We start from the raw sequence: 25,185 nt of genomic DNA on the forward strand, positions 1-25,185 counted from the left end.
GGAAAACGATCCTTATTGGCCGGATGCCTGGGCGATTGGCGCGGGGCTGTCGTCAACCTGGACTTTCTCGCCAGGGCGGGCGTGTTGCAGGCCTTCGACGACGATACGGTCACCGGCCTTGAGGCCGCTGGTGACGACCCAGCGGTCATTGACCACCGAACCCAGTTCCACCGGCTGCTGGCTTACGGTTTGCTCGGCGTCCAGCAGCAACACCATCGGGATCCCGGCGCTGTCGCGGGTGATTGCCCGTTGCGGCACGCTGATGCCTTGCTGGTCGACGGCTTGCTCCAGGCGTACGCGGATAAAGCTGCCGGGCAGCAGGTCGAGGTCCGGGTTGGGGAACTCGCTGCGCAGGATGATCTGGCCGGTGCCCGGGTCGACGCTGATCTCGGCGAACAGCAACTTGCCCGGCAACGGATACAGGCTGCCGTCATCCTGGATCAGCGTGGCCTTGGCCTGGTCCTGGCCGACCTGCTTCAAGTGCCCGGCGCGGAAGGCCCGGCGCAGGTCATTCAGCTCGCGGGTGGATTGGGTCAGGTCGGCGTGGATCGGGTCCAGTTGCTGGATCAGCGCCATCGGCGTGGCTTCGTTCTGGCCCACCAGTGCGCCTTCGGTCACCAGCGCGCGGCCGATGCGCCCGGAAATCGGCGCAGTGACGGTGGCATAACCCAGGTTCAATTTGGCGCGCTGCACCGCGGCCTGGTTGGCGGCCACGTCGGCGGCGGTCTGCCGGGCGGCGGCGCGGGCGTTGTCGTATTCCTGGCCGCTGATGGCGTTGCCTTCCACCAACTGGCTGTAGCGCTGCTCTTGCAGGCGCGCCTGGAAGGCATTGGCCTCGGCCTTGCGCAGGCTGGCCTGGGCGCTGTCGAGGTCGGCCTTGAACGGCGCCGGGTCAATCCGGAACAGCACATCGCCCTGTTTCACGTCGTGACCTTCCTTGAACACCCGCTGCAACACCACGCCGGCGACCCGGGCGCGCACTTCGGCGATGCGTGGGGCGGCAATCCGCCCGCTCAGCTCGCTGGTGATGGACAGGGGCTTGGCTTCAAGGGTTTCGATCCGCACCTTGGCCAGTGGTGCCTCGGCGGTCTCACTCGCGGACTTGCCACACGCGCTCAGCGCAAGTGTCAGGGCCAACAGGCAAGATGGCGCAAACAGATTCTTCGACATGCTCATATCCCAATATTGACTGGCGCATCCTACGGGCGCCCCCGCCACAGTGCTGTGAAGCTCTGTAGGTGGTGTGTGAAGAAATGTAAGGTGCGGCCCACAGGTGCGCGGGGGCGTATATCCTTCATATCCGCCGAACCTTACACGATGTTCCAGGCACCGAAGATCTAATGTGTGGGGCTTGTGTGAGAGCTGGGCTTTTGTGGGAGCTGGCTTGCCTGCGATGCAGACGCCTCGGTTTATTCAGTAAAACCGCGGAGATGCCATCGCAGGCAAGCCAGCACCCACACAAGCCCGCTCCCACATTGGATCTGCGTACGACTTAGAAATTGTATTATTTGGAAATACCATGCCCAACATTCTCCTGGTGGAAGACGACGCCGCGCTCTCCGAATTGATCGCCAGTTATCTGGAACGCAACGGCTATCACGTCAGTGTGCTCAGCCGGGGCGACCACGTACGTGAGCGCGCACGGCTCAACCCGCCGGACCTGGTGATCCTCGACCTGATGCTGCCGGGCCTCGACGGGCTGCAAGTCTGCCGCTTGCTGCGGGCCGATTCGGCCACGCTGCCGATCCTGATGCTCACCGCCCGCGACGACAGCCACGACCAGGTACTGGGCCTGGAAATGGGCGCCGACGACTACGTCACCAAACCTTGTGAGCCCCGGGTATTGCTGGCCCGCGTACGGACCTTGCTGCGCCGCAGCAGCCTTACCGAACCCCAGGTGGCCAACGACCAGATCCTGATGGGCAACCTGTGCATCGACCTGTCGGAGCGCACCGTGACCTGGCGCGACCAGGCGGTGGAGCTGTCCAGCGGTGAATACAACCTGCTGGTGGTACTGGCCCGGCATGCCGGCGAAGTGCTCAGCCGCGACCAGATCCTGCAACGCCTGCGGGGCATTGAATTCAACGGCACCGACCGCTCGGTGGATGTGGCGATTTCCAAGCTGCGGCGCAAGTTCGACGACCACGCTGGTGAAGCGCGCAAGATCAAGACCGTGTGGGGCAAGGGCTATCTGTTCAGCCGATCCGAGTGGGAATGCTGAGCCATGTTTCGCGTCCTGATTCGCCTGTACCTGATTACCATCGTCACCTTCGCCGCCGCGATCTACCTGGTGCCGCGGGCGGTGATCCAGCTGTTTGAACACCGTTACATGAGCTACAACATCGAGCAGTCCCGAGGGATGCAGAGCCTGATCGTCAAGGAATACCAGCGGGTGCCGGTGGAGCAGTGGGCCAATGTCACCGTGCGCCTGGCGGCGGATTTTGCGCCGCTGAAGGTGCAACTGCTGCGTATCCAGGACGCCAGCTACACCCCGGAAGAACAGCGCCTGCTGGAAAAGGACCAGATGGTGATTCGCCTGGGCGAGTGGGGCTGGGCGGACGACGTCAGCTCGGCCCTCGACGACCAACTGGTGGTCAAGGTCTCGGTACCGCCGGACCCGCTGGACATGAACCTGCTGTACTGGAGCATGAACGTACTGATCGGCGCGGCGCTGCTGGCGTGCCTGCTGTTCTGGCTGCGGCCCCACTGGCGCGACCTGGAGCGCCTGAAAAGCACAGCGGCCGAACTCGGCCAGGGCAACCTTGCGGCACGCACCAAGATCCCCCCCAGCTCCAACATCGGCAGCCTGGCGGCGGTGTTCGACACCATGGCCAATGACATCGAGCAACTGCTCAACCAGCAGCGCGACCTGCTCAACGCGGTCTCCCATGAACTGCGCACGCCACTCACGCGCCTGGATTTCGGCCTGGCCCTGGCGCTGTCCGACGAGCTCCCGGCTGCCAGCCGCGAACGCCTGCAAGGCTTGGTGGCGCATATTCGTGAGCTGGACGAGCTGGTGCTGGAGCTGCTGTCCTACAGCCGCCTGCAAAACCCGGCACAAACGCCGGAGCGGGTGGAAGTGGTGCTGGATGAGTTTATCGACAGCATCCTGGGCAGCGTCGACGACGAACTGGAAAACCCCGACATCGTGATGGACGTGGTGCTGGACTGCGCGGTGGAGCGCTTCACCCTGGACCCGCGCCTGACTGCCCGAGCCCTGCAGAACCTGCTGCGCAACGCCATGCGTTATTGCGAGCGAAGGATTCAGGTGGGGGTGAAGGTGTGTCCCAAGGGGTGTGAGATCTGGGTGGATGATGACGGCATCGGCATTCCGGCGGATCAGCGAGAGCGGATTTTCGAGCCGTTTTATAGGCTGGATCGCAGTCGTGACCGCGCTACTGGCGGTTTTGGCTTGGGGTTGGCTATCAGTCGGCGGGCGCTGGAGGCACAAGGTGGAACCCTTACGGCCGAGGCTTCGCCATTGGGCGGCGCACGCTTCCGCCTCTGGCTACCGAGTTAAAGAACACCACAAAACCATTGTGGGAGCTGGCTTGCCTGCGATAGCGGTGGGTCAGCTTGCATCTTTGTTAACTGATACACCGCCATCGCAGGCAAGCCAGCTCCCACATTTGATCTTCGCTGTTCTTCAGTCCTGTTTTTGGCGCATGCACAGCCTTACCCGCCATCACACACCCTTGATATAGTTCGGCCCTTACCCCAGCCGCCAGTCAAGGATCACTGCCATGTCCGAATACCAAGCCTTTGTCGTCGAACTCAGCGGCAACGTCGCCCATGTGCAGCTCAACCGCCCGGAAAAGATCAACGCCATGAACGCCGCGTTCTGGACCGAGATCATCGACATCTTCCAATGGATCGAAGACACCGACGCCGTACGGGCCGTGGTCATCAGCGGCGCCGGCAAGCATTTCTCCTCCGGCATCGACCTGATGATGCTGGCCTCGGTAGCCAACGAGTTCGGCAAGGACGTCGGCCGCAATGCGCGGCTGCTGCGGCGCAAGATCTTCGAACTGCAAGCCTCGTTCAACGCCGTCGACAACTGCCGCAAGCCGGTACTCGCGGCGATCCACGGCTACTGCATCGGCGGCGCGATCGACCTGATCAGCGCCTGTGACATGCGCTACGCCGCCGAAGACGCGCAATTCTCCATCAAGGAAATCGACATCGGCATGGCCGCCGACGTCGGCACCCTGCAACGCCTGCCCCGAATCGTCGGCGACGGTATGCTCCGCGAGCTGGCCTACACCGGCCGCCAGTTCGGTGCCATCGAGGCGCGCAGCATCGGCCTGGTGAATCGGGTGTACAGCGATCACGAGAGCCTGCTGGCCGGCGTGATGGAAATCGCCCGGGAAATCGCCGCCAAATCACCTATAGCAGTCACCGGCACCAAGGCGATGATCAGCTACATGCGTGACCACAGCATCAATGATGGTCTGGAATACGTTGCCACCTGGAACTCAGCTATGTTGCAATCCAACGACCTGCGCGTGGCCATCGCGGCCCATATGAGCAAGCAGAAACCCGAATTCGTGGATTGACTGAACATGACCCCAGGCTGGATTACCACAACGCTGCTGGACAACGACGCCCCGGGCGGCTGGGCTGTGGCCCGCAGCCGCGAAGGCTTTTTGCACGACCAGAACGGCCCGCTGTTCCCCCGTGAATGGCTCAAGCGCCAGGACCTGTCGGTGTTTGCCGAGCATGGCATCGGCCATCTGGACGGTGAGCCGGTGTACCTGCTGGAGCTCAACAGCCCCGCCGATGTGCCGGGCTGCGGCTGGCAGGGCCTGCGCGGCTTCATGCTGCAAGGCGACCACACCCTGTACAAAGTCCTGGGCTACGCCGCGCAAATCGGCACCTGGGCGCGTGAGCATCGTTTCTGTGGAAGCTGTGGCCAGGCGATGGTGCAGGTGCCACGGGAGCGGGCGATGTTCTGCCAGGCCTGTGACCTGCGCAGCTACCCGCGTATCTCGCCGAGCATGATCGTGCTGGTGACCCGTGGCGACGAGATCCTGCTGGCCCGTTCGCCGCGCTTTGTCACTGGGGTCTACAGCACCCTGGCAGGGTTCGCCGAGCCGGGTGAGTCGGCCGAAGACTGCCTGATTCGCGAAGTGCGTGAAGAAGTGCAGGTAGAGGTCAAGAATATCCAGTACATGGGCAGCCAGTGCTGGCCGTTCCCGCACTCGATGATGCTGGGCTTTCATGCCGAGTACGCGGGCGGCGATATTGTGCCCCAGGCCGACGAGATCGAAGACGCGCAGTGGTTCAACGTCCATGAGCTGCCGCCGTTGCCGGCGTCCCGCTCGATTGCGCGCTACCTGATCGACCTCTACCTGGCCCGTCGTTTAGGCCACGCTGAACCAGTGCTGCCAGGCTAGGCGCACCGTCAGGCCGAGCACCACGGTGATGAACACCGGGCGAATGAACTTGGCGCCGCCGCTGATTGCGCTGCGTGCGCCAAAGAACGCACCGCACATCACCGACACGCCCATCGCCAGGCCGACAATCCAGTCCACCGAGCCATTGAAAATGAACACCGTCAGCGCCGCCGCGTTGCTGACGAAGTTCATGCTGCGCGCCACACCGCTGGCTTTTACCAGGTCGATGGGGTGCAGCAGCATGGTGCTCACGGTCCAGAACGCCCCGGTGCCCGGGCCGGCCACGCCATCATAGAAGCCCAGGCCAAAGCCCTGGGTGGACTGCCATTTCTTTTTGATCGGCGCGTCGTTGTCCAGCGCCGCCTTGGGCGTGCCGCCGAACAGCAGATACAAACCACAGCCGAACACAATCACCGGGAGCATCTTGTTCAGGGTTTCGGCGGGCAGGTAATGGGCGACCACCGCGCCGGTGAGTGCGCCGATCAGGGTACCGACGATGGCATGCACCCACTGGCGCGGGTGAAACAGCTTGCGGCGGTAGAAGGTAAAACTGGCGGTGGCCGAGCCGAAGGTGGAACTGAGCTTGTTGGTGCCCAGCACCAGGTGGGGCGGCATGCCGGCGGTCAGCAGGGCGGGTGTGGTCAGCAGGCCGCCACCGCCGGCGATGGCGTCGATGAAACCGGCGATGAAGGCAACAACGGCGAGGATCGCCAAGGTAGTGAGGTCGACGCTGAGTTCGAAGGGCATGGGCAAGACTTATTCGGCAAGGCGCAGAAAGGGCTGCGCGAAAGGCCGGTATCTTACCCATAACCCGGGTATGAGGCGATCCAAATGTGGGAGCGGGGCCGCTTGCTTATTTGTGTGTCCCGACCCACTCCAGCGCGGTACGCCAGATGCAGATTCCCAGAAAGTACGCCGACATCAGCGACCACAACCCAAAGGTCCACGGGTTGGTATTCGGGTAATCCACCACCATCAAAAAGCTGCACAGCAGCCAGATGGTGGTGACGGCGATATTGATCGGCATGAAGCGCTTCACCCGGAACGGGTGCAGGAACTTCATCGGCGTCACGGTCAGCAACGCCAGGCCGATCACGGTGAGCAAAGTGACCCAGGCATCCGGCTGGATGATATAGACGCACAGCGCCACCACGTTCCACGCAGCGGGGAAGCCGACGAAGTAGTTGTCCTTGCTCTTCATGTTCACGTTGCAGAAGCAGAACAGCGACGACACCAGGATCACCGACACCGTAAACAGGTGGGTGAACTCCGGCAGATCGATGTAGCGATAGATGAACAGTGCCGGGATAAACACGTAGGTGAGGTAATCGATCACCAGGTCCAGCACCGAACCGTCGAAGCTTGGCAATACCGTGCTGACATTCACCCGTCGCGCCAGTGAGCCGTCGACACCGTCCACCACCAGCGCCAGGCCCAGCCACAGCAGGCAGGCCTTGGGTGAGTTTTCCAGCAGCGCCAGGGTGGCCAGGAAGGCCAGGACCACGCCGGTGGCGGTAAAACCATGGGCGCCCCAGGCCTTGAGACGGGCTACATGCAGGGTCGATATCACAGGGGCGTTCTCCAAAGGGTGAAACAGGGCAGCCGACGGGGTAACACCGTCGAATCTGGCCAGAGTGTGCAAGTATCGACCGGGAAGGGTGGGATAAGGTTCACCACCCGGCGTAGGTTAAGCGTAGCAAGCGTAAGACGTTTCGGCATCAGCCTTGACGGAACACCAGTGCCTTTAATCCGCTTTGCGGGTCGATATCGGGAAATTCCGGCGGGTTTTCCAGCCGCTGGTCAAAGCGCAGGCCAGGCGCTTCGCGGGTTACGCCGTCGATCAGGAAGTCTTCGCCGAAGGCCGGGTCATTCATGCACGCCAGCACTGTACCCTGGGCCGTGAGCAAATCCGGCAGGCGGCGCAGCACCCGCTGGTAGTCCTTGGTCAGCAGGAAACTGCCTTTCTGGAAGGAGGGCGGGTCGATGATCACCAGGTCGTACGGGCCGCTGTGGGTGACCTTGGCCCAGGACTTGAACAGGTCGTGGCCAAGAAAGCTCACCTTGCCCAGGTCATGGCCATTGAGGCGGTGATTGTCGCGGCCCCGGCTCAAGGCGCCACGGGCCATATCCAGGTTCACCACATGCTCGGCGCCGCCTTCGATGGCGGCCACGGAGAAGCCGCAGGTGTAGGCAAACAGGTTCAGCACCCGCAGGCCCCGGGACTGTTCGCGTACCCAGTTGCGACCGTAGCGCATGTCGAGGAACAGCCCGCTGTTCTGCTTTTTGCCCAGGTCGATGAGGTAGCGCAGGCCGCCTTCGGTGATGATCAGTTCGTCGACCGCCTCGCCCAGCAGCCATTCGGTGGTGCTTTGCGGCAGGTAGCGGTGTTGCAGTGCCACGGTATGGGCACCATAGGACGACCAATCGAACTGCACCAGCATCTGCTTCAACGCCTCAAGCTGTGCAGCCTCGGGCTCCTTGAACAGCGAGACCAGCACCACGCCTTGCAACCAGTCCACCGTCAGCTGTTCCAGGCCCGGCCAGCAGCGGCCACGCCCGTGAAACAGGCGCCGGGTCTCGGCGGGGACGGTGTGCAGGGCGGTCAGCAAATGGGCGTGCAGGGTGGCGAGTGCGTCTGGGTTCATCGGGCAACGTCGGTCATTGAGCGGGCGGCATTTTAAACACAATTGCGGGCTTTCAGGGAGTTGAAGCACAACGTGCTCTGAATTAGACGATTGGCAGTGATTTGTGCTCAAAAGGATTGGTTGGACGGCTTACAACAGTCAAAAAATCCCTTGGCACCGACATAAACTGGAAAAAAAGCCCGGAGGTGCCCATGAACGGTTTTGCGAGTGCAGTGAGTCACACAGCGATGGACCAGGAAGAACTGGCGGAATGGCGCGATGCCCTGGCCTCCCTGGTGGCCAACGCCGGCGCCGCCCGGGCCCGGGAGATCCTCGACATGCTGGCGGACGCCGGCGGCGCGCCGCACATCGCCTGGAAACCCCGGCACGGCACGCCTTATATCAATAGCATCGCCGTGGACCAGCAACCGCCGTTCCCCGGCGACCTGGCCACCGAAGAGCGCCTGGCCTCGGTGGTGCGCTGGAACGCCCTGGCCATGGTGGTACGCGCTAACCAGGCCTATGGCGAGCTGGGCGGCCATATCGCCAGCTACGCCAGTGCGGCGGATTTATTTGAAGTGGGCTTCAACCACTTCTTTCGCGCCCGCAACGACGGTTTTGGCGGCGACCTGGTGTTCTACCAACCCCATTCCGCCCCTGGCATCTATGCGCGCGCCTTCCTTGAAGGCCGCCTGAGCGAAACCGACCTGGCCCACTATCGCCAGGAAATCGGCGCCGGCAAGGCGGGCGCCCGGGGCCTGTCCAGCTATCCGCACCCGTGGTTGATGCCCGACTTCTGGCAATTTCCCACCGGCTCCATGGGCATTGGCCCCATCAGCTCGATTTTCCAGGCGCGGTTCATGCGCTACCTGCAACACCGTGGTTTGCAGGACACCACCGACCGTCACGTGTGGGGCGTGTTCGGCGACGGCGAGATGGACGAGCCGGAAAGCATGTCGGCCCTGACCCTGGCGGCCCGTGAAGGCCTGGACAACCTGACCTGGGTGGTCAACTGCAACCTGCAACGCCTCGACGGCCCGGTGCGGGGCAACGGTCGGATCATCGACGAGCTGGAAGCCTTGTTTGCCGGGGCCGGCTGGAACGTGATCAAACTGGTCTGGGGTTCGGACTGGGACGCCTTGCTGGCCAAGGACACCGACGGCGAACTGGCGCGCACCCTGTCGCAGACCGTGGACGGACAATTCCAGACCTTCGCCGCCAAGGACGGTGCCTATAACCGTGAACACTTCTTTGGCCAAAGCGAGGCGCTGTCCAAGCTTGTCGAAGGCATGAGCGATGAACAGATCGACCGCCTCAAGCGCGGTGGCCATGACATGGTCAAGATCCACGCCGCCTACCACGCCGCACGCCGGGTCAGCGGCAAGCCCACGGTGATCCTGGCCCAGACCAAAAAGGGCTTCGGCATGGGCGAGGCCGGGCAGGGCAAGATGACCACCCACCAGCAAAAGAAGCTCGACCGCGAAGCCTTGATCGCCTTCCGCAATCGCTTTCAGTTGCCGCTGTCGGATGAGCAGACCGAATCCCTGAGCTTCTACAAACCGGCGCCAGACAGCCTCGAAATGCGTTACCTGCACAAACGCCGCGCCGACCTCGGCGGGTATGTGCCGAGTCGCGGCCAGCAGGCGCCTACCGTGAGCGTGCCGCCGGTGTCGGGCTACGGCGCGTTTGCCACCCAGGCGGACGGCAAGGAAATGTCCACCACCATGGCCTTTGTGCGCATGCTCACCAATCTGCTCAAGGACAAGGCCCTCGGCCCGCGCATCGTGCCCATCGTCGCCGATGAAGCGCGCACCTTCGGCATGGCCAACCTGTTCAAGCAGATCGGTATCTATTCCAGTGTCGGCCAGCGTTACGAGCCGGAAGACATCGGCTCGATCCTCAGCTACCGCGAAGCCACCGACGGGCAGATCCTCGAAGAAGGCATCAGCGAAGCCAGCGCCATCAGCTCCTGGGTGGCGGCGGCCACCAGTTATTCGGTGCATGGCCTGCGGATGCTGCCGTTCTACATCTATTACTCGATGTTCGGTTTCCAGCGCGTCGGCGACCTGATCTGGGCCGCCGCCGACCAGCGTGCCCGTGGCTTCCTGCTGGGCGCCACCGCCGGGCGCACCACCTTGGGTGGCGAAGGCTTGCAGCACCAGGACGGCAGCAGCCACCTGACCGCCGCCACGGTGCCCAATTGCCGCGCGTACGACCCGGCGTTTGCCGGTGAGTTTGCGGTGATCCTCGACCATGGCATGCGCCAGATGCTGGAGCACGATGTGGACGAGTTCTACTACGTGACCCTGATGAACGAAAACTACCCGCAGCCGAGCCTGCCGGAAGGCGTCGAAGTGGCGATTATCAAAGGCATGTACCGGTTGAGCGGGCAGACCGGCGGCAAGGTGCGCCTGCTTGGCTCCGGCACGCTGGTGCGTGAAGCCCAGGCCGCGGCGCAGTTGCTGGCAGATGATTGGCAGGTTGAAGCTGAAGTGTTCAGTGTCACCAGCTTCAGCGAACTGGCGCGAGATGCTCGGGAGGTGGAGCGCTGGAACCGTCTGCATCCGCAACAGCCGGCGCGGTGCAGTCATCTGGCGGAGTGTTTACCCAAGGGCGCGCCGGTGGTGGCGGTGTCTGACTATGTAAGGGCGGTGCCGCAGATGATTGGGTCGTACGTGGAGTCGGCGTATACGGTGCTGGGCACTGACGGCTTTGGTCGCAGCGATACCCGGGCGGCGCTTCGGGATTTCTTTGAGGTGGATCGCTATCACATCGTGCTGGCGGCGCTGACAGCGTTGGTGGAGCAGGGGAGTCTGGACAGGCAGGTTTGCCAGCAGGCGATAGAGCGGTACGCGTTGCAGACGGAGCGGGATGCGTCCTGGGTGTGCTGACACAACAAAACTGTGGCGAGGGAGCTTGCTCCCGCTGGGCTGCGAAGCGGCCCCAAAATCCTGGGAGCGCTGCGCACTCCAGCGGGAGCAAGCTCCCTCGCCACATTAGTCGGTGTTTATCCCAAGGTACTGGCTATCAACGGCGCCCCAAAAGACTCACGCAGAAACCCCGGCGCGATATACCGCTCGTAATGCGCCTCGGACAGCAGGAAAAACTCCCGGTCAATCGCATCCCGCAGATCCGCCAGATTGCGCTCGCGAAACTCTGGCAACAGCGCCAACCCATACGCATCCAGCTTGGAAATCACCCGCGCGCCCCGGGCAATCAACTGATACGCCCAGCAGTACGGCGACTGGTGGGGCACAAAGCGAATCTTGCGGTCTTCCAGTTGCTGGCGCAGGCGTTGCGGGTCCAGCACCTGCAGCTTGCTGGTCATCACCTGCACCAGCAGCTGTTCCAGGCGCAGCCACACCGCCTGTTTCTCCTCGGCGTTGTAGCCGTTCCACTGAATCACTTCATGGTGATAACGCTTGCAACCCCGGCACACCAGGTCTCCGTAGACGGTGGAGCACAGGCCGACGCAGGGTGTCTTGATGGTTTGATTGGGCATAAAAAAGCATCGACAGTTAAAACAACACGGCCCCCGAAGGGGCCGCTTTAAATCAATCCCAGCTCAGCGCGCCGCCGGTCTGGTACTCGATCACACGGGTCTCGAAGAAGTTCTTCTCTTTCTTCAAGTCCATGATCTCGCTCATCCACGGGAACGGGTTAGTCGTCCCTGGATACTCTTCCTTCAACCCAATCTGCGACAGACGACGGTTAGCGATGAACTTGAGGTAATCCTCCATCATCGCCGCATTCATCCCCAGCACTCCACGCGGCATGGTGTCGCGAGCGTATTCAATCTCCAACTGAGTCCCTTGCAGGATCATCTGGGTCGCTTCTTCCTTCATCTCGGCATCCCACAAATGCGGGTTTTCGATTTTGATCTGGTTGATCACATCGATACCGAAGTTCAGGTGCATCGACTCATCCCGCAGGATGTACTGGAACTGCTCGGCCACGCCGGTCATTTTGTTGCGACGGCCCATGGACAAAATCTGGGTGAAGCCGCAATAGAAGAAGATGCCTTCCAGTACGCAGTAGTAAGCGACCAGGTTACGCAGCAGCTCTTTGTCAGTCTCGACGGTACCGGTTTCGAACTTCGGATCGGAGATCGAGCGGGTGTACTTCAAGCCCCAGGCAGCCTTTTTGGCGACCGATGGAATCTCGTGGTACATGTTGAAGATCTCGCCTTCATCCATGGCCAACGATTCGATGCAGTACTGGTAGGCGTGGGTGTGGATCGCTTCTTCGAAGGCCTGGCGCAGGATGTACTGGCGGCACTCCGGGTTGGTGATCAGGCGGTACACGGCCAGTACCAGGTTGTTCGCGACCAACGAGTCGGCGGTGGAGAAGAAGCCGAGGTTGCGCATCACGATGCGACGCTCGTCGTCGGTCAGGCCTTCAGGGTTTTTCCACAGGGCGATGTCGGCGGTCATGTTGACCTCTTGCGGCATCCAGTGGTTGGCGCAGCCGTCGAGGTATTTCTGCCAGGCCCAGTCGTACTTGAAAGGCACGAGTTGGTTGAGGTCGGCGCGGCAGTTGATCATGCGCTTTTCGTCAACGGCGACGCGGGCGGCGGAGCCTTCGAGCTCGGCGAGGCCTTCGGCGACGTCGAGTTTGTCCAGCGCAGCCTTGGCGCGGATGATCGCGGCCGAGTCGTTGGCGGTCACGTTGCGGGCTTCGAGGGCGGCGGCAGCGCCGGCGCCGTCAAGGCGGTCCATGTTGGCTTCGGTGGCGTGGCCGGCGTTGGCGCCTCGGATGACTACGTCACCGGTGTCTGGTTGATCTGCTTCATCCCAACTCAGCATTGAATTACTCCTTCCTGGTCCGTTTGACGGCGTGACCGCGTTCAAAAATGTGCGTTTTGCAGGCTTCAAGGCATTGAAATACTGCGCATAGTGTGGTCGATATACTGCGTTCCTGCACACTATGTAGTGGTTGTCTGTGTTTGTGGGCACACTATATGGTGTGTGTTAACGATGGTCAACGCGTAGGAAGGGTCTGATGGTCGCAGGGCCATGACCAAAACTCACACCCCCATGACTTTTAATGGTTACGGCTGCCGCCCGGGCCAGTGCTAAAAATTCGCCAACCAGCTCCCCATAACAAAAAAGAGCGTTTGCGAAATGAAAGCACTTGATCTGTACATCGGCGAAGGCTTCGAAGGCCCAGGCGTCAATGCTGCCCACATCAACATCCTCATCGGCCCGCGCAACGGCCCGGCCGGCCAGGCGTTCGCCACCAGCCTGGCGTCCCCAAGCCAGGGCCACTGCCCGTTCATGGTGATTGCCCAGCCGAACATCCCGGTCAAACCCATGACCCTCTACGTCAACAAGGCCGCCATCGGCAGCGACCTGCACGGCAATGCCACCTGGGGCGCGTCCCAGGCCGGGATTGCCAAGGCGGTGCTCGAGGCCTTGCTCGACGGCACCCTGCCGCCGGAAGCCTGCGACGAGTGGGCCATCGTCACCGCCAACTGGGTCAACCCGGCCTGCGATGACCTGGATGCGGTCTACCTGAACAACTACAACGCCTGCCGCACCGCGATCCGCGCCGCCCTTACAGGCTTGCCGCACACCGCGCAACTGGCGGATGTGGTCAACCACATCAGCAACCCTTTCTACACGCCAAAAGCCTGAGGACTGTCCCATGCAATATATCCGTTTGGGCAACTCCGGCCTGCAAGTCTCCCGCCTGTGCCTGGGCACCATGAACATGGGCACCCCGGACTGGAAACCGTGGATCTTCGATGAGAAACAAAGCGAGCCCATCGTCGCCCATGCCCTGGCCAACGGCGTCAACTTCATTGACCTGGCCGACTTCTACTCTGCCGGCGTCGGCGAGGAAGTGGTGGGGCGCATCCTCAAGCGCGTTGCCCGCCGTGAAGACATCGTGGTCACCACCAAGGTCGGCTACGGCACCCGCAGCGGCGTCAACGCCAGCGGCCATTCGCGCAAACACATCATGGACAGCATTGACGCGTCCCTGAGCCGCCTCGGCATGGATTACGTCGACGTGTTCATGCTGCATTACTTTGACGTGAACACCCCCGTGGAAGAAACCATGGGTGCCCTCAACGACATCGTGCGTTCCGGCAAGGCCCGCTACATCGGCGTGTCCACCATGCTCACCGGGCAACTGGCGAAAATCCTCATGGCCTGCGAGCGCAATGGCTGGGTCAAGCCGATCAACATGCAGCTGCAACTGAACTGCGCCTACCGCGAAGAAGAGCGCGAGATGATCCCGTTCTGCCGCGACCAGGGCCTGGGCGTCTCGGTGTTCAGCCCGCTGGCCCGTGGCTTGCTCACCGGTGAAGTGCAGTCCACCCGCAACCAGACCGACTTCTTCACCCAACAGATGTACAGCGACCAGGCATCATTCGATATCGCCCACTCGGTGCAACGTGTCGCCCGTGCCCGTGGCGTGTCGAATGCGCAGATCGCCCAGGCCTGGGTTGCCAATCACCCGGGTGTGGACGTGATGCTGGTGGGCGCCGACACCACCGAACAGTTTGACAGCGCGCTCGCCGCCCTCGACACCCAACTCGACGCCGAAGAACTGCATGAGCTGGAACGCAACTACACACCGTGCGACGTGATCAACGACTACACCGCCGGCAAACGCATCCTGCGCAGCGCCCGTCCGGGCCTGGACCGCTTTAACCTGATAGAGGCCGTGGCATGAACCCGCTGATTCGCACAGGCAATTTCATCGATGGCCAATGGTCCAGTGGTGGGCCGGTTTACCCGGTGCTCAACCCGGCCAATGGCGCGCAGATCGCCGAGGTGCAACGCGCTGGAGCCGAAGAAACCAACCTGGCCATTGCCGCCGCCAACCGTGCCTTGCCGGCCTGGCGCAAACTGACCGCCAAGGAACGCAGCCAGCGCCTCAAGCGCTGGAGCGACTTGATGCTGAGCAACCAGAAGGACCTGGCCAACCTGCTCAGCCTGGAGCAGGGCAAGCCGCTGGCCGAAGCCATGGGCGAGGTGGTCTACGCCGCCAGCTTCCTCGAATGGTTTGCCGAAGAAGCCAAGCGTGCCTATGGCGACGTGATCCCGAGCCACAAGGCCGATGCGCGGATCATCGTGACCAAGGAAGCGATTGGCGTGGTCGCGGCGATCACCCCGTGGAACTTCCCGCTGGCCATGGTCACCCGCAAGGTCGGCCCGGCGCTGGCGGCGGGGTGCACGATGATCCTCAAGCCGTCTGAGGAAACCCCGTTGTCGGCCTTCGCCCTCGCGGTGTTGGCGGAGCAGGCCGGGATTCCGGCCGGTGTGTTCAACATCGTATCCGGTGATGCCGTGGCCATTGGCGGCGCGCTGCAAGCCTCAAGCATAGTGCGCAAGCTGTCGTTCACCGGCTCCACCCGCACCGGCAAACTGCTGATGCGCCAGGCCGCCGACACCCTGAAGAAGGTCTCCCTGGAACTGGGAGGCAACGCGCCCTTTATCGTGTTCGACGATGCCGACCTGGACGCCGCCGTCAAAGGCGCCATGGCCTCCAAGTTCCGCAACACCGGCCAGACCTGCGTGTGCGTCAACCGCTTCTTTATCCAGGACAGCGTATACGATGCGTTCACCCGCAAACTGGCTGAAGCGGTATCGCAGATGCGCGTCGGCAGCGCCCTGGACGGCGAAACCGAACAAGGCCCGCTGATCAACGTGGCTGCGTTGGCCAAGGTTGAAGCCCACGTCGGCGATGCCCTGGAGAAAGGCGCCAAGCTTTTGTGCGGCGGCCGTCGACACGCCTTGGGCGGCACGTTCTTTGAGCCGACCATCCTCACCGAAGCCCACGGTGAAATGCTGATCGCCCAGGAAGAAACCTTCGGCCCGGTGGCGGCCTGCTTCCGCTTCAAGGACGAAGCTGAAGTGCTGCAACGGGCCAATGACACGCCATTCGGCTTGTCCGCCTACTTCTACAGCCGCGACATCGGCCGGGTATGGCGCATGGCCGAAGGCCTGGAAGCCGGCATGGTGGGGATCAACGAAGGGATCATCTCCACTGAAGTCGCCCCGTTTGGCGGGATCAAGGAATCGGGCCTGGGCCGTGAAGGTTCCAAGTACGGCCTGGAGGATTACCTGGAGATCAAATACGTGTTGATGGGCGGTCTCTAACCCCATTCCCCCAAACACCACAAATCCCCTGTAGGAGCTGGCTTGCCTGCGATAGCGGTATGTCAGCTCCTGATGATTCAACTGACCCACCGCTATCGCAGGCAAGCCAGCTCCCACAAAAAGCTCACACACCACCACCCTCGGCCTGCCCGCTGTTACTCCGTCAAAAACAAAAATAGGGAGAACACCATGTCCACTCAATCGATCAAAATCGACGACCTGCCAATCGGTCGCTTCCACCTTAAAATCGCCGGCCTGACCTTCGGCGCGCACTTCACCGACGGCTACATCCTTGGCCTGATCGGCATTGCCTTCACCTTGCTCAGCCCACAGATGCAGCTGGACGCCTTCTGGCAAGGCCTGATCGGCGCCTCCGCCCTGATCGGCTTGTTCATGGGCAGCCTGTTTTTCGGCTGGATCTCCGACACCCTCGGCCGGCAGAAGATCTTCCTGGTCAGCTTCATTCTGATCACCGTTGCCTCGGTGATGCAGTTCTATGCCGAAACCGCCATGGGCCTGTTCCTCTGTCGGGTGCTGATCGGCATCGGCCTGGGCGGCGACTTCAGCGTCGGCCACGCCATGCTCGCCGAGTTCTCGCCGAAGAAACATCGCGGGGTGCTGCTGGGCTCTTTCAGCGTGGTGTGGACCGTTGGCTACGTGGCCGCGACTTTCGTCGGCACCGCCATGCTCAGCCTCGGTGATGATGCCTGGCGCTGGATGCTCGCATCGTCGGCAATTCCCGCCGGGCTGATTCTGATCGCCCGCATCGGCACCCCCGAATCACCGCGTTGGCTGGTCAATCAAGGCCGGATTGCCGAGGCTCGTGCCATCGTCAAAAAGCACCTGGGCGAGCATGTGGTACTCGATGAAGAACCGTCGACGCAAACCCGCTCCGGCTACGGCGTGCTGTTCAGCCGCGAATACCGCAAGCGCACCGCGTTCAACTGCCTGTTCTTCGTGTGCATCGTGATGCCGTACTTCGCCATCTACACCTTCCTGCCGTCGATCCTGCAGAAGATGGGACTGGCCGAAGGTTTTGGCACGGAGCTGATGCTCAACCTGCTGCTGATCATCGGCGCGTTGATTGGCATCTGGTGCACCGTGAAATTCTCCCGGCGCGGCTTCCTGATCAACTCGTTCATCGTCCTTGCGGCGGCGCTGTTCCTGCTGGCGGTATTGCCGGGCAGCATGGCGTGGCTGATGGTGCTGACGTTCGGCGTGTTCACCCTGGTGCTGTCGGCGGTGAGCAACCTGGTGGGTGTATTCCCGGCGGAGAGCTTCCCTACTGAAGTGCGGGCCAGCGGCATCGGGCTGGCCACGGCGGTCAGCCGGCTGGGTTCGGCAGTCAGTACCTTCCTGTTGCCGGTGAGCGTGGCCGGGATCGGCCTGAGCCCGACCATGGGCATCCTCGCCGCGATCCTGGTGTTGGGCGCAATCATCTCCTGGGCCTGGGCGCCGGAAACCAAGGCGCTGACTTTGAGCCAGGCGTGCAAGGCCGAGCCACCGGTGTCAGGGATTGCTAACCCGGTTCAACCACTGCGTAAACAACCGAACCTTGGATAATCCCTGCTTGTCACTCGCCACATCCAGCCAATAGCCGTACGGGCCGATCACCTCAACCGGGGTGATCGGCAGCAGGCTGCCATTGGCCAACTCGCGTTCGATCATCTGCCGGTCGATCACCGCCAGCCCACCGCCGGCCAGTGCGGTGTGGATCACCTGGTCCAGGGTGCTGAATTCCAGGCCCTGTTCTGCATCGATATCGTCCCGGCCCATGGCCGCCAGCCAGTTTTCCCAGACCTTCAAACGCTTGCCGTCGTGCAGGATGTGCAGCAGCGGGAAGCGCCGCAGGTCGGGTGGCTGGCCGTCGGCGAACAGTTCCGGGCTGGCCACGGCGATGTGCCGTTCCATCACCAACAGTTCACTGCTGCAATGGGGGGCCGCTTCCAGGCCGAAGCGGATCTGGCAGTCGATTTCCGCCAGGCTCGCGTGGCTGTTCTGGTGGGTGACGCTGAGGTTGATGTCGGGGTAGCGCTCGCAAAACCGGCGCAGGTGTGCGGACAGCCAGCGGGTGGCCCAGGTCGGCGGGGCGACGATGCGCAGGCGTTGGCGCAGGTTGGGTACTCGTACGGCTTGCAAGGCGCGTTCGATATGGTCGAAGGCGTCGCTCAGGTGCGGGGAGAGGGCGAAGCCGGCTTCGGTCAGGGACAGGCCCTGGGGCGTGCGGATGAAGAGGGCGACGCCGAGGTAGTCCTCCAGTTGTTTGATCTGGCGGCTGACGGCGCCCTGGGTGACGTTGAGGCCCACGGCCGCCTGGCTGAAGCTGCGGTGGCGGGCGACTTCTTCGAAGACCCGAAGCATGTTGAGGGAGGGCAGTTGGCGCATGAAAGGGATTCCACACTTATTGTTTTTATGGTGTTGGTACTGACGCTATCGCAGGCAAGCCAGCTCCCACATTTTGACCGCGGCGCCGATCGAAATGTGGGAGCTGGCTTGCCTGCGATGAGGCCAGTTGAAGCGCTACAGAGCTTAAGTCAGAAGTAGTACCCAATGTTCATATACAACTGATTCTCCCACTGGTTACTCCCCCCAGCCCCCAGACTCTCGGTATAGCTGCTCCCACCAATATACGGATCGTTCTTGCCGATCAACCACTCCGTGGCCACCCACAATTTGCTGACCGAAAACGAAGTACCCAGAATCACCCGCTGCGAGGTCTTGAACTGGTCCTCGGACTTGTCAAACGCACTGTAGTTGGCATACAGCTTCACGCCGCTGATCTGGTCAAACAGGTACTTGCCGCCCACGTCATAGCTCAGGTCCGCGACATACAAATTACCCCGGCTGGCCACGTTGAACGTGCCGTCGTAACCGCCCAGCGTCACCACGCTGTCGGTGCCGGGGTTACGCGGTGACATCTGCTGCCGCGCCGCCTGCAATTGCACGCCCCACGGTCCGTTTTTGCCCAGGTAGTGGATCGCCACGGCGTTGCGCCGGCCATCGTTGTTGGTGTCTTTGTTTTCCAGGGTGGAGGTCAGGCCGGACAGCCCGACTTCCGACTTCCAGTTACCCAGGTCCATGGCCTTGGCCACCCGTACCACCACGGTGTTGCGTTCCTGGTTGTTGCTGCCGTCGCCGACGTAGCTGTCGGCCTCGGAGATCACGCTGGAATAGGTCACACCCTTGCTGGTGCCTTTGCCTTGCCACGCCGGGCGCAGGTAGTAACCGGCCTGGATGTTCCAGTCGCCGCTTTGCTGGATGTACTTGGCGCCGACCTGCTGCACATCTTCCAGGCCAATGACGTTGCCCAGGGTTTCGTAGAAGGTGCTGCCGAAGTACGGTTGCAAGCCAAACGGCACGGTGTTCAGACCCACCTGCACCTGCTGGTCGGGGTTGAACTTGTAGCCCACCCAGGCGAACTTGGCGAACTGGATATCGCCGTAGTTCTTGGTGTACTGGTACGGGTACGAGCGCCCGTAGAACCGGTACTGCGCCTCGCCGATCCAGGTGTCGGAGTTGTACTTGGCGCTGAGGAACGCGGTGTCGAGGCCGAACTTCTGGATGCCGCGATCCGGGTCGTAGTCCCAACGGGCGCGCACGGCGCCACCGAGGTCCAGGTTGTCGGTGACTTGAATGGCCATGGCCGGTGCCGCAAGGGCGCCGAGCACAGGGACCAGAGCGATGTATCGAAGGGTTGGTCGCATGGTTTTGCTCTCGTTATTGGTTATTTTCTGGCAACAGCAGCCCCTTGCCGCAACGAACGCTGCGACGCGGGGTAAAGGGTTGACTCACTGGGCCTGGGGGCGAATCAGCCGCAGCGGCGGGCCGGCGGCAGGCAGCTCCGAGGCGCCGGGGGCGGCGGCCAGCAAGGTCTGGGTGTAGGTGTTCTGCGGCCGCAGCAGCACTTGCTCGGCAGTGCCGTACTCGACCACTTCGCCCTGGCGCATCACCGCGATGTAGTCGCTGATCTGCGCCGCCACCCGCAGGTCGTGGGTGATGAACAGGATGCTCAGGTTCAGCCGCTGCTGCAGTTCGGCCAGCAGCTCCAGCACCTGCTTTTGCACCGACACATCGAGGGCCGACACGCTCTCATCGGCGATCAACACTTCCGGGCGCATCGCCAGGGCGCGGGCGATGCCGATGCGCTGCCGCTGGCCACCGGAGAACTGCCGGGGCTTGCGCTTGAGGGCGTCACGCTTGAGGCCTACCTGTTCCAGCAGGTCACCGGCTTCGGCCCATGCATCCTTGGCCGACAACCCGCGCAACTGCGCGGCGCGGGCGATGATGTCGCCCACCCGGTGCCGAGGATTGAGGGAGCCGTACGGGTCCTGGAAAATCATCTGGATGCGCCGCCGATTCGCCGCCAGTGCAGAGCCGCGCAGGGCCAGGAAATCGGTGTCGCCGACCCACACGTGGCCGCTGTCGCTGTCCACTAAACGGATCGCGGCCTTAACCAGGGTGCTTTTGCCCGAGCCGGATTCGCCAACAATCGCCAGGGTCTTGCCCCGTGGCAGTTGCAGCGAGACGTTGCGCAAGGCCGCCACGGAGCTGCCGCCGACGGTGTAGGTCTTGGTCAGGTGCTCGATGCGCAAGGCAAGCTCGCCGTCGGCACTCGGCGTGTGCAACTCCGGATGCAGCGCCGGCACGGCGGCGATCAGCTTGCGGGTGTAGGCGTGGGCCGGGGCATTCAGCACCTGGTCGCGCTCGCCGATTTCCACCAGCCGGCCGCCTTCCATCACGGCGATACGGTCGGCAATCTGCGCCACCACACCGAAGTCATGGGTGATAAACAGAATGCCGTGCTGCCCGCGACCGCGCAGTTCACGCACCAGCTTCAGCACCTGGGCCTGGGTGGTCACGTCCAGCGCGGTGGTGGGTTCGTCGGCGATCAGCAGGTCCGGGTTCATCGCCAGGGCCATGGCGATCACCACCCGCTGGCATTGGCCGCCGGACAGTTGATGGGGAAAGCTGTTGGCGATGCGTGGCGGGTCCGGCAGGTGGGTCGATTCCAGCAACGCCAGCATGCGCTCGCGACGTTCGGCCGCCGGCATCTGTGGCGCGTGAATATCGAAGATCTCTTCCACTTGCGTGCCGATGCGGATCGCCGGGTTCAGCGCGGCCATCGGCTCCTGGAAAATCATCGCGATGCGATTGCCCCGCAACTGGCGCAACCGTTCCTCATCGAGGGTGCAAATATCATCGCCGAGAAAGTCGATCACGCCTTCGGTATGCCGCAACCCCTTGGCGTAGTCGCCCATGATCGCCGCCGACAGCACCGACTTACCCGAGCCGGACTCACCAATCACGCAGAGGATTTCGCCCTTGCGCACGTCCAGGCTGATGCCCTGCACCGCATGGCTGCGGTCGGCGCCGGCGGGCAGTTCGATGGACAGGTTCTCTACCCGCAGCACTTGTGTGTGGTTCATGCTCAACTCCTTGCGCCTTTCTGGGCGTGTTCATCCAGACCGTCCGCCAACAGGCTCAGGCCCAGCATCAGGGTGGAGATGGCGATGCACGGGAAGATCACCAGGTGCGGGAAGGCGATGGCCATGGCGCGGCCGTCGTTGATCATGCCGCCCCAGTCGGGTGTGGGTGGCGGCAGGCCGAGGCCGAGGAAACCCAGGGCGCCGATCATGATCGCGGTGTAGCCGATGCGCAGGCAGAAATCGACGATCAGCGGCCCGCCACAGTTGGGCAGGATTTCCACCAGCATGATCCGCAGCGAACCTTCGCCCTGGGTGATGGCGCTGAGCACGTAGTCCCGGGAGCGGATGTCGATGGTCAGGGCGCGCATGATCCGGAAGATCGCCGGCGCGCTGGTGAACGTCACCGCAATCAGGATATTCAGCGCCGAAGCACCGAGGGCGATGATGATCACGATGTACAACACCAGCACCGGGAACGACAGCACGGTGTCGGCCACATACGACAGCACGTTGTCGACCCAACCGTTGAAGTAACCGGCGCACAGGCCCATGGCGATGCCCACGGCAAAGGCGGTGAGGGTGGCGAGGATCGACCAGAACAACACGGTGCGGGTGCCCCAGATCAGCCGCGAGAGAATGTCACGGCCAATCATGTCGGTGCCCAGCAGAAAGCTCTGGCCGTTGTCGCCGGTGGTCATCGGGGTCAGCAGCGGGGTGAAGCTTTCCAGCGGGTCATGGGGCGCGATCCACGGCGCGAACAGCGCGATCAACACCCAGCCACCCACCAGCAGCAAACCCAGCAGCGCCAAAGGATGTTTGAAGGAATGCAGCAGGTTCATTGGGCACCTCCGCCGAGACTGCGCAGGGTGATGCGCGGGTTGAGCCAGGTGTAGGCCAGGTCCGAGAAGATCTTGGTGATGCCCACCACCACGGCACTGACCATCGCGCAGGCTTCGATCAGGTACACGTCATGGTTCAGCGAGGCGGTGTACAGCAGCGAGCCGAAGCCCTTGTAGGCGAAGAACACCTCCACCACGATCACGTTGGACAGCAGCCACGGGATGTACAGCATGATCACCGTGACCGGCGCGATCAGCACATTGCGCAGGGCGTGACGCAGCACGATGCGTGAGGTGGACGCACCCTTGAGCCGCGCGGTACGGATGTACGGCGCCTGCATCACTTCCACCATCGAGGCCCGGGTGATCCGCGCCAGGTAGCCGATGCCGAACAGGCACAGCACCATCAAGGGCAGCACCAGCTGCACGGCGCTGAAGCCGTCACTCATGCTGCTCACGCCGGGCAGCCAGTTGAGCCAGAACACGAAGATCGCCGACACGAACACTGCGCTGGCGAAGTCGGGAATCGAGGTGGTGACGATCGACAGGAACGACACCAGCCGGTCCAGCGCCGAGCCCTGGCGAATCCCGGCGAGCACGCCCAGGGTCAACGCCACCGGCACCATCACCAGCAGCGCCAGGCCGGCCAGGGTCAGGGTTTGCGCGAGGTTGGGCAGCAGCAGCTTGATCACCGATTCGCGAAAGTACACCGAGGTGCCCCAGTCGCCGCTGACAAAATCCTTGAGCCACACCAGGTAGCGCCACACAAAGGGTTGGTTGTAGCCGTGTTCCACCAGCCACGCCGCACGCTGGTCGGCGGCGGAGTAGGGGCCGAGGACGTTGATCGCCACGTCTTCGATATTCAGTTCCAGGGCCAGGAACACGATCAGTGACACCGACAGCAGGGTTGCCACCAGCGCCAATAACTTGCGCATCAGAAAATGAGCCATGGGTGCATGCTCCGACTGTTCAAGGGATGCCTGCCCGCGTGCGGGCAGGGAGGAGGGCGCGGCTAAATCAAGCGCTCATCCACACACTGTCCATTGGGTAGAAGTCGGAAGGGTGCACCTGGAAGCCCTGGACCTTTTTGCTCACGGCGGTGAACTTGTCGCCCCAGAACGGCTGCACGATCACGCAGGCGTCCTGCAGGATGCGCTCGACGTCTTCCATCGCCACTGCGCGCTGTTTCGGGTCGATGATGCCCATGGCCTTGTCCAGCGCGGCATCGAACGCCGGGTCGCTGTAGTGGCTTTCGTTCCAGGCGCCGCCGCCACGGTAGGCCAGCTCCAGGGACATCACGCCGAGCGGGCGATGGGCCCAGTAGGTGAGGCTGAAGGCGGCCTTGTCCCAGATCGGCCAGTACTGCGCGGCTGGGATCACTTTGAGGTTGATGCGGATCCCGGCCTCCAGGCAGTTCTGTTGCAGGATCTGCGCGCAGTCTTGCTCGTAGCGGCCCTGGGTGTTGCCGACGATCAGGTCGATATCGATGCCGTTCGGGAAACCGGCCTCGGCCAACAGCTTCTTCGCCGCCGCCACATCGCGGTTGCGCTTGGGCAGCGGGAAATATTCGGGGTGGGAGGGCGCCACATGGTGGTCTTCACCGAGGGTACCCATGCCGCGATAGGCGATCTTCAGCATCTGCGCGTTGTCGGCGCACAACACCACGGCCTTGCGAATGCGCAGGTCGGTGAACGGCTTCTGGTCGCAGGCCATGCGCATCACCACGGTTTGCGCGGATTTGCAGGTGAGCAGTTGCGCGCCGGGCAGACGCTTGGCCAGGTCCAGCTCGGCCACGGTCACGCGGTACAGCACGTCCACTTGCCCGGCTTGCAGGGCGGCGAGGTGCGTGGACACGTCGGTGCCCATGTCGACATAACGCAGCTCGTCGAGATTCGCCGGCTTGCCCCAGTAATCGGCGCGCTTGGCGAAGGTCGCCTGCTTGTTCACGGCGAACGACGTCAGCTTGAACGGCCCGGTGCCCAGCGGGTTTTTCGCCCAGTCATCTCCGGCCTTGAAGCTGCGGTGCACGATGGCGCAGGTGAAGGCGTTGAGCATTTCCGGGATCGCCAGGATCGGCCGCTTGAGCACCAGGCGGAACTGGAACTCACTGACTTTCTCGAAGGCCTTGATGTCCTGGAACGCGGTGCGGTTCACCGACTTGGAGTCGGCGGCGATCCAGCGTTCGATGTTGTGCTGCACGTCATCCACGTTGAAGGTGTCGCCGTTGCTCCACTTCACGTTCTGGCGCAGGTTGAAGGTCCAGGTGGTGAGGTCTTCCGACGGGCTCCAGCTCTCGGCGAGGTACGGGTGGGTGATGTTGTCGGCGTCGACCCAGGTCAGGTATTCCACCGAGTTGCGCAACAGGTTCGAGGCTTCGATCCAGGTGATCAGCATCGGGTCCTGGATTTCCTGGATCGCGCAGGCAAACCGCAGGCTGCCGCCCTGGCGCGGCTCGGCGGCCTGGGCGTTGTTACCCAGCAGTGCGGAGCCGAGAAAGGTGCTGGCGCTGGCGACGGTAATGCCCAGCAGCGCGGCCGTGCGCAGGAACTGGCGGCGGTTGATTTCGCCGCTTTGCACTTGGGCACACAGATCATTTACGGCGGGATGCGGCGCGGCGCCGTCCAGGGTAGTCAAGTCTTTCATAAGCCTCTCCGGTACTTGCGAATGTGCGTTTTTTTGTTGAACCGCAAGGGTCAGTGGCAAGCGCCGCGAAGGCGCAGCCGGGACCTCTGTGAAGCCGGCAGGAGAACAAGGCGCAACGAAGTCGGGAGGGTGGCAATGGGATAGGA

21 protein-coding genes are annotated in these 25,185 nt (G+C 62.6%); 9 read left to right on the forward strand and 12 right to left on the reverse strand.

The genetic code is table 11. The features are described 5' to 3' along the window. Window positions 1-12: 12 nt before the first annotated feature. On the reverse strand, window positions 13-1,170 hold the full coding sequence (locus HX875_RS28240; protein ID WP_177047786.1) for an efflux RND transporter periplasmic adaptor subunit: 1,158 nt from the start codon (window positions 1,168-1,170) through the stop codon (window positions 13-15). Window positions 1,171-1,519: 349 nt separating this feature from the next. Here HX875_RS28240 and HX875_RS28245 point away from each other — a divergent pair, with 349 nt between their 5' ends. The 4 genes from HX875_RS28245 (at window position 1,520) to nudC (ending at window position 5,396) form a co-directional block, all read left to right on the forward strand. Then, window positions 1,520-2,221: a response regulator transcription factor gene (locus HX875_RS28245; protein WP_010165572.1), complete on the forward strand. Its 702-nt coding sequence runs from the start codon at window positions 1,520-1,522 to the stop codon at window positions 2,219-2,221. A 3-nt stretch (window positions 2,222-2,224) separates the two neighbouring features. Continuing rightward, window positions 2,225-3,520, forward strand: a complete 1,296-nt coding sequence (locus HX875_RS28250) for an ATP-binding protein (protein WP_177047788.1) — start codon at window positions 2,225-2,227, stop codon at window positions 3,518-3,520. A 223-nt stretch (window positions 3,521-3,743) separates the two neighbouring features. Further along, window positions 3,744-4,556 (forward strand): crotonase/enoyl-CoA hydratase family protein, encoded by an 813-nt coding sequence (locus tag HX875_RS28255; protein WP_177047790.1) that lies wholly within the window; start codon window positions 3,744-3,746, stop codon window positions 4,554-4,556. A gap of 6 nt (window positions 4,557-4,562) precedes the next feature. Then, entirely contained in the window at window positions 4,563-5,396 is an 834-nt protein-coding gene (nudC, locus tag HX875_RS28260) for an NAD(+) diphosphatase (RefSeq protein ID WP_177047792.1), read from the forward strand. Here nudC and HX875_RS28265 read toward each other — a convergent pair. The 3 genes from HX875_RS28265 to HX875_RS28275 all read right to left on the reverse strand — a co-directional run bounded on the left by HX875_RS28265 (window position 5,364) and on the right by HX875_RS28275 (window position 8,041). After that, complete coding sequence (locus HX875_RS28265) at window positions 5,364-6,143, reverse strand: TSUP family transporter (protein ID WP_177047794.1); 780 nt, start codon at window positions 6,141-6,143, stop codon at window positions 5,364-5,366. The genes nudC and HX875_RS28265 overlap by 33 nt on opposite strands. A gap of 106 nt (window positions 6,144-6,249) precedes the next feature. After that, complete coding sequence (gene pcsA / locus HX875_RS28270; RefSeq protein WP_177047796.1) at window positions 6,250-6,966, reverse strand: phosphatidylcholine synthase; 717 nt, start codon at window positions 6,964-6,966, stop codon at window positions 6,250-6,252. A 148-nt stretch (window positions 6,967-7,114) separates the two neighbouring features. Then, the gene (locus tag HX875_RS28275; protein WP_177047798.1) at window positions 7,115-8,041 is read right to left on the reverse strand and encodes a class I SAM-dependent methyltransferase; all 927 of its coding nucleotides are present in this window, start codon (window positions 8,039-8,041) and stop codon (window positions 7,115-7,117) included. A 191-nt stretch (window positions 8,042-8,232) separates the two neighbouring features. Between HX875_RS28275 and mdeB the strand changes: the two genes are divergently transcribed. Further along, window positions 8,233-10,911, forward strand: a complete 2,679-nt coding sequence (gene mdeB / locus HX875_RS28280) for an alpha-ketoglutarate dehydrogenase (RefSeq protein WP_177047800.1) — start codon at window positions 8,233-8,235, stop codon at window positions 10,909-10,911. A gap of 116 nt (window positions 10,912-11,027) precedes the next feature. Here mdeB and HX875_RS28285 read toward each other — a convergent pair whose 3' ends face one another. Continuing rightward, window positions 11,028-11,522: a DUF1289 domain-containing protein gene (locus HX875_RS28285; RefSeq protein WP_010165586.1), complete on the reverse strand. Its 495-nt coding sequence runs from the start codon at window positions 11,520-11,522 to the stop codon at window positions 11,028-11,030. Window positions 11,523-11,574: 52 nt separating this feature from the next. Next, complete coding sequence (locus HX875_RS28290; protein ID WP_177047802.1) at window positions 11,575-12,825, reverse strand: ribonucleotide-diphosphate reductase subunit beta; 1,251 nt, start codon at window positions 12,823-12,825, stop codon at window positions 11,575-11,577. 318 nt (window positions 12,826-13,143) lie between these two features. Between HX875_RS28290 and fae the strand changes: the two genes are divergently transcribed. The 4 genes from fae (at window position 13,144) to HX875_RS28310 (ending at window position 17,694) form a co-directional block, all read left to right on the forward strand. Further along, entirely contained in the window at window positions 13,144-13,656 is a 513-nt protein-coding gene (gene fae / locus HX875_RS28295) for a formaldehyde-activating enzyme (protein ID WP_177047804.1), read from the forward strand. A 10-nt stretch (window positions 13,657-13,666) separates the two neighbouring features. Further along, window positions 13,667-14,701, forward strand: coding sequence for an aldo/keto reductase (locus HX875_RS28300; protein WP_177047806.1), 1,035 nt, complete (start codon window positions 13,667-13,669; stop codon window positions 14,699-14,701). After that, window positions 14,698-16,131, forward strand: coding sequence for an NAD-dependent succinate-semialdehyde dehydrogenase (locus HX875_RS28305; protein ID WP_177047808.1), 1,434 nt, complete (start codon window positions 14,698-14,700; stop codon window positions 16,129-16,131). The genes HX875_RS28300 and HX875_RS28305 overlap by 4 nt, the downstream gene beginning before the upstream one ends. A 189-nt stretch (window positions 16,132-16,320) precedes the next feature. After that, window positions 16,321-17,694: an MFS transporter gene (locus HX875_RS28310; RefSeq protein ID WP_177047810.1), complete on the forward strand. Its 1,374-nt coding sequence runs from the start codon at window positions 16,321-16,323 to the stop codon at window positions 17,692-17,694. On the opposite strand, the gene HX875_RS28315 is transcribed toward HX875_RS28310, so the two are convergent. The 6 genes from HX875_RS28315 to HX875_RS28340 form a co-directional block, all read right to left on the reverse strand. Next, a complete protein-coding gene (locus tag HX875_RS28315; protein ID WP_177047812.1) occupies window positions 17,641-18,516 on the reverse strand; it encodes a LysR substrate-binding domain-containing protein in 876 nt (291 codons plus the stop codon). The two genes, HX875_RS28310 and HX875_RS28315, sit on opposite strands and share 54 nt — an antisense overlap. A 149-nt stretch (window positions 18,517-18,665) precedes the next feature. After that, window positions 18,666-19,835 (reverse strand): hypothetical protein, encoded by a 1,170-nt coding sequence (locus HX875_RS28320; protein ID WP_029615849.1) that lies wholly within the window; start codon window positions 19,833-19,835, stop codon window positions 18,666-18,668. Between the two features lie 84 nt (window positions 19,836-19,919). Next, window positions 19,920-21,557, reverse strand: coding sequence for a dipeptide ABC transporter ATP-binding protein (locus HX875_RS28325; RefSeq protein WP_177047814.1), 1,638 nt, complete (start codon window positions 21,555-21,557; stop codon window positions 19,920-19,922). A gap of 2 nt (window positions 21,558-21,559) precedes the next feature. After that, the gene (locus tag HX875_RS28330; protein ID WP_177047816.1) at window positions 21,560-22,396 is read right to left on the reverse strand and encodes an ABC transporter permease; all 837 of its coding nucleotides are present in this window, start codon (window positions 22,394-22,396) and stop codon (window positions 21,560-21,562) included. Continuing rightward, the gene (locus tag HX875_RS28335) at window positions 22,393-23,346 is read right to left on the reverse strand and encodes an ABC transporter permease (protein ID WP_177047818.1); all 954 of its coding nucleotides are present in this window, start codon (window positions 23,344-23,346) and stop codon (window positions 22,393-22,395) included. Before HX875_RS28335 ends, HX875_RS28330 begins: the two co-directional genes overlap by 4 nt. A gap of 67 nt (window positions 23,347-23,413) precedes the next feature. Continuing rightward, the gene (locus HX875_RS28340) at window positions 23,414-25,039 is read right to left on the reverse strand and encodes an ABC transporter substrate-binding protein (protein ID WP_177047820.1); all 1,626 of its coding nucleotides are present in this window, start codon (window positions 25,037-25,039) and stop codon (window positions 23,414-23,416) included. Between the last annotated feature and the right edge of the window lie 146 nt (window positions 25,040-25,185).

Source organism: Pseudomonas yamanorum, from assembly GCF_013386765.1.
GTDB lineage: Bacteria > Pseudomonadota > Gammaproteobacteria > Pseudomonadales > Pseudomonadaceae > Aquipseudomonas > Aquipseudomonas yamanorum_A.

Coding starts and splice junctions, on each gene's coding strand:
- HX875_RS28340 (WP_177047820.1), bottom strand. CDS start 25,039: ATGAAAGACTTGACTACCCTGGACGGCGCCGCGCCGCATCCCGCCGTA.
- HX875_RS28330 (WP_177047816.1), bottom strand. CDS start 22,396: ATGAACCTGCTGCATTCCTTCAAACATCCTTTGGCGCTGCTGGGTTTG.
- fae (WP_177047804.1), top strand. CDS start 13,144: ATGAAAGCACTTGATCTGTACATCGGCGAAGGCTTCGAAGGCCCAGGC.
- HX875_RS28305 (WP_177047808.1), top strand. CDS start 14,698: ATGAACCCGCTGATTCGCACAGGCAATTTCATCGATGGCCAATGGTCC.
- HX875_RS28325 (WP_177047814.1), bottom strand. CDS start 21,557: ATGAACCACACACAAGTGCTGCGGGTAGAGAACCTGTCCATCGAACTG.
- HX875_RS28315 (WP_177047812.1), bottom strand. CDS start 18,516: ATGCGCCAACTGCCCTCCCTCAACATGCTTCGGGTCTTCGAAGAAGTC.
- HX875_RS28240 (WP_177047786.1), bottom strand. CDS start 1,170: ATGTCGAAGAATCTGTTTGCGCCATCTTGCCTGTTGGCCCTGACACTT.
- mdeB (WP_177047800.1), top strand. CDS start 8,233: ATGAACGGTTTTGCGAGTGCAGTGAGTCACACAGCGATGGACCAGGAA.
- nudC (WP_177047792.1), top strand. CDS start 4,563: ATGACCCCAGGCTGGATTACCACAACGCTGCTGGACAACGACGCCCCG.
- HX875_RS28255 (WP_177047790.1), top strand. CDS start 3,744: ATGTCCGAATACCAAGCCTTTGTCGTCGAACTCAGCGGCAACGTCGCC.
- HX875_RS28310 (WP_177047810.1), top strand. CDS start 16,321: ATGTCCACTCAATCGATCAAAATCGACGACCTGCCAATCGGTCGCTTC.
- HX875_RS28320 (WP_029615849.1), bottom strand. CDS start 19,835: ATGCGACCAACCCTTCGATACATCGCTCTGGTCCCTGTGCTCGGCGCC.
- HX875_RS28290 (WP_177047802.1), bottom strand. CDS start 12,825: ATGCTGAGTTGGGATGAAGCAGATCAACCAGACACCGGTGACGTAGTC.
- HX875_RS28275 (WP_177047798.1), bottom strand. CDS start 8,041: ATGAACCCAGACGCACTCGCCACCCTGCACGCCCATTTGCTGACCGCC.
- HX875_RS28300 (WP_177047806.1), top strand. CDS start 13,667: ATGCAATATATCCGTTTGGGCAACTCCGGCCTGCAAGTCTCCCGCCTG.
- HX875_RS28265 (WP_177047794.1), bottom strand. CDS start 6,143: ATGCCCTTCGAACTCAGCGTCGACCTCACTACCTTGGCGATCCTCGCC.
- HX875_RS28250 (WP_177047788.1), top strand. CDS start 2,225: ATGTTTCGCGTCCTGATTCGCCTGTACCTGATTACCATCGTCACCTTC.
- HX875_RS28335 (WP_177047818.1), bottom strand. CDS start 23,346: ATGGCTCATTTTCTGATGCGCAAGTTATTGGCGCTGGTGGCAACCCTG.
- HX875_RS28285 (WP_010165586.1), bottom strand. CDS start 11,522: ATGCCCAATCAAACCATCAAGACACCCTGCGTCGGCCTGTGCTCCACC.
- HX875_RS28245 (WP_010165572.1), top strand. CDS start 1,520: ATGCCCAACATTCTCCTGGTGGAAGACGACGCCGCGCTCTCCGAATTG.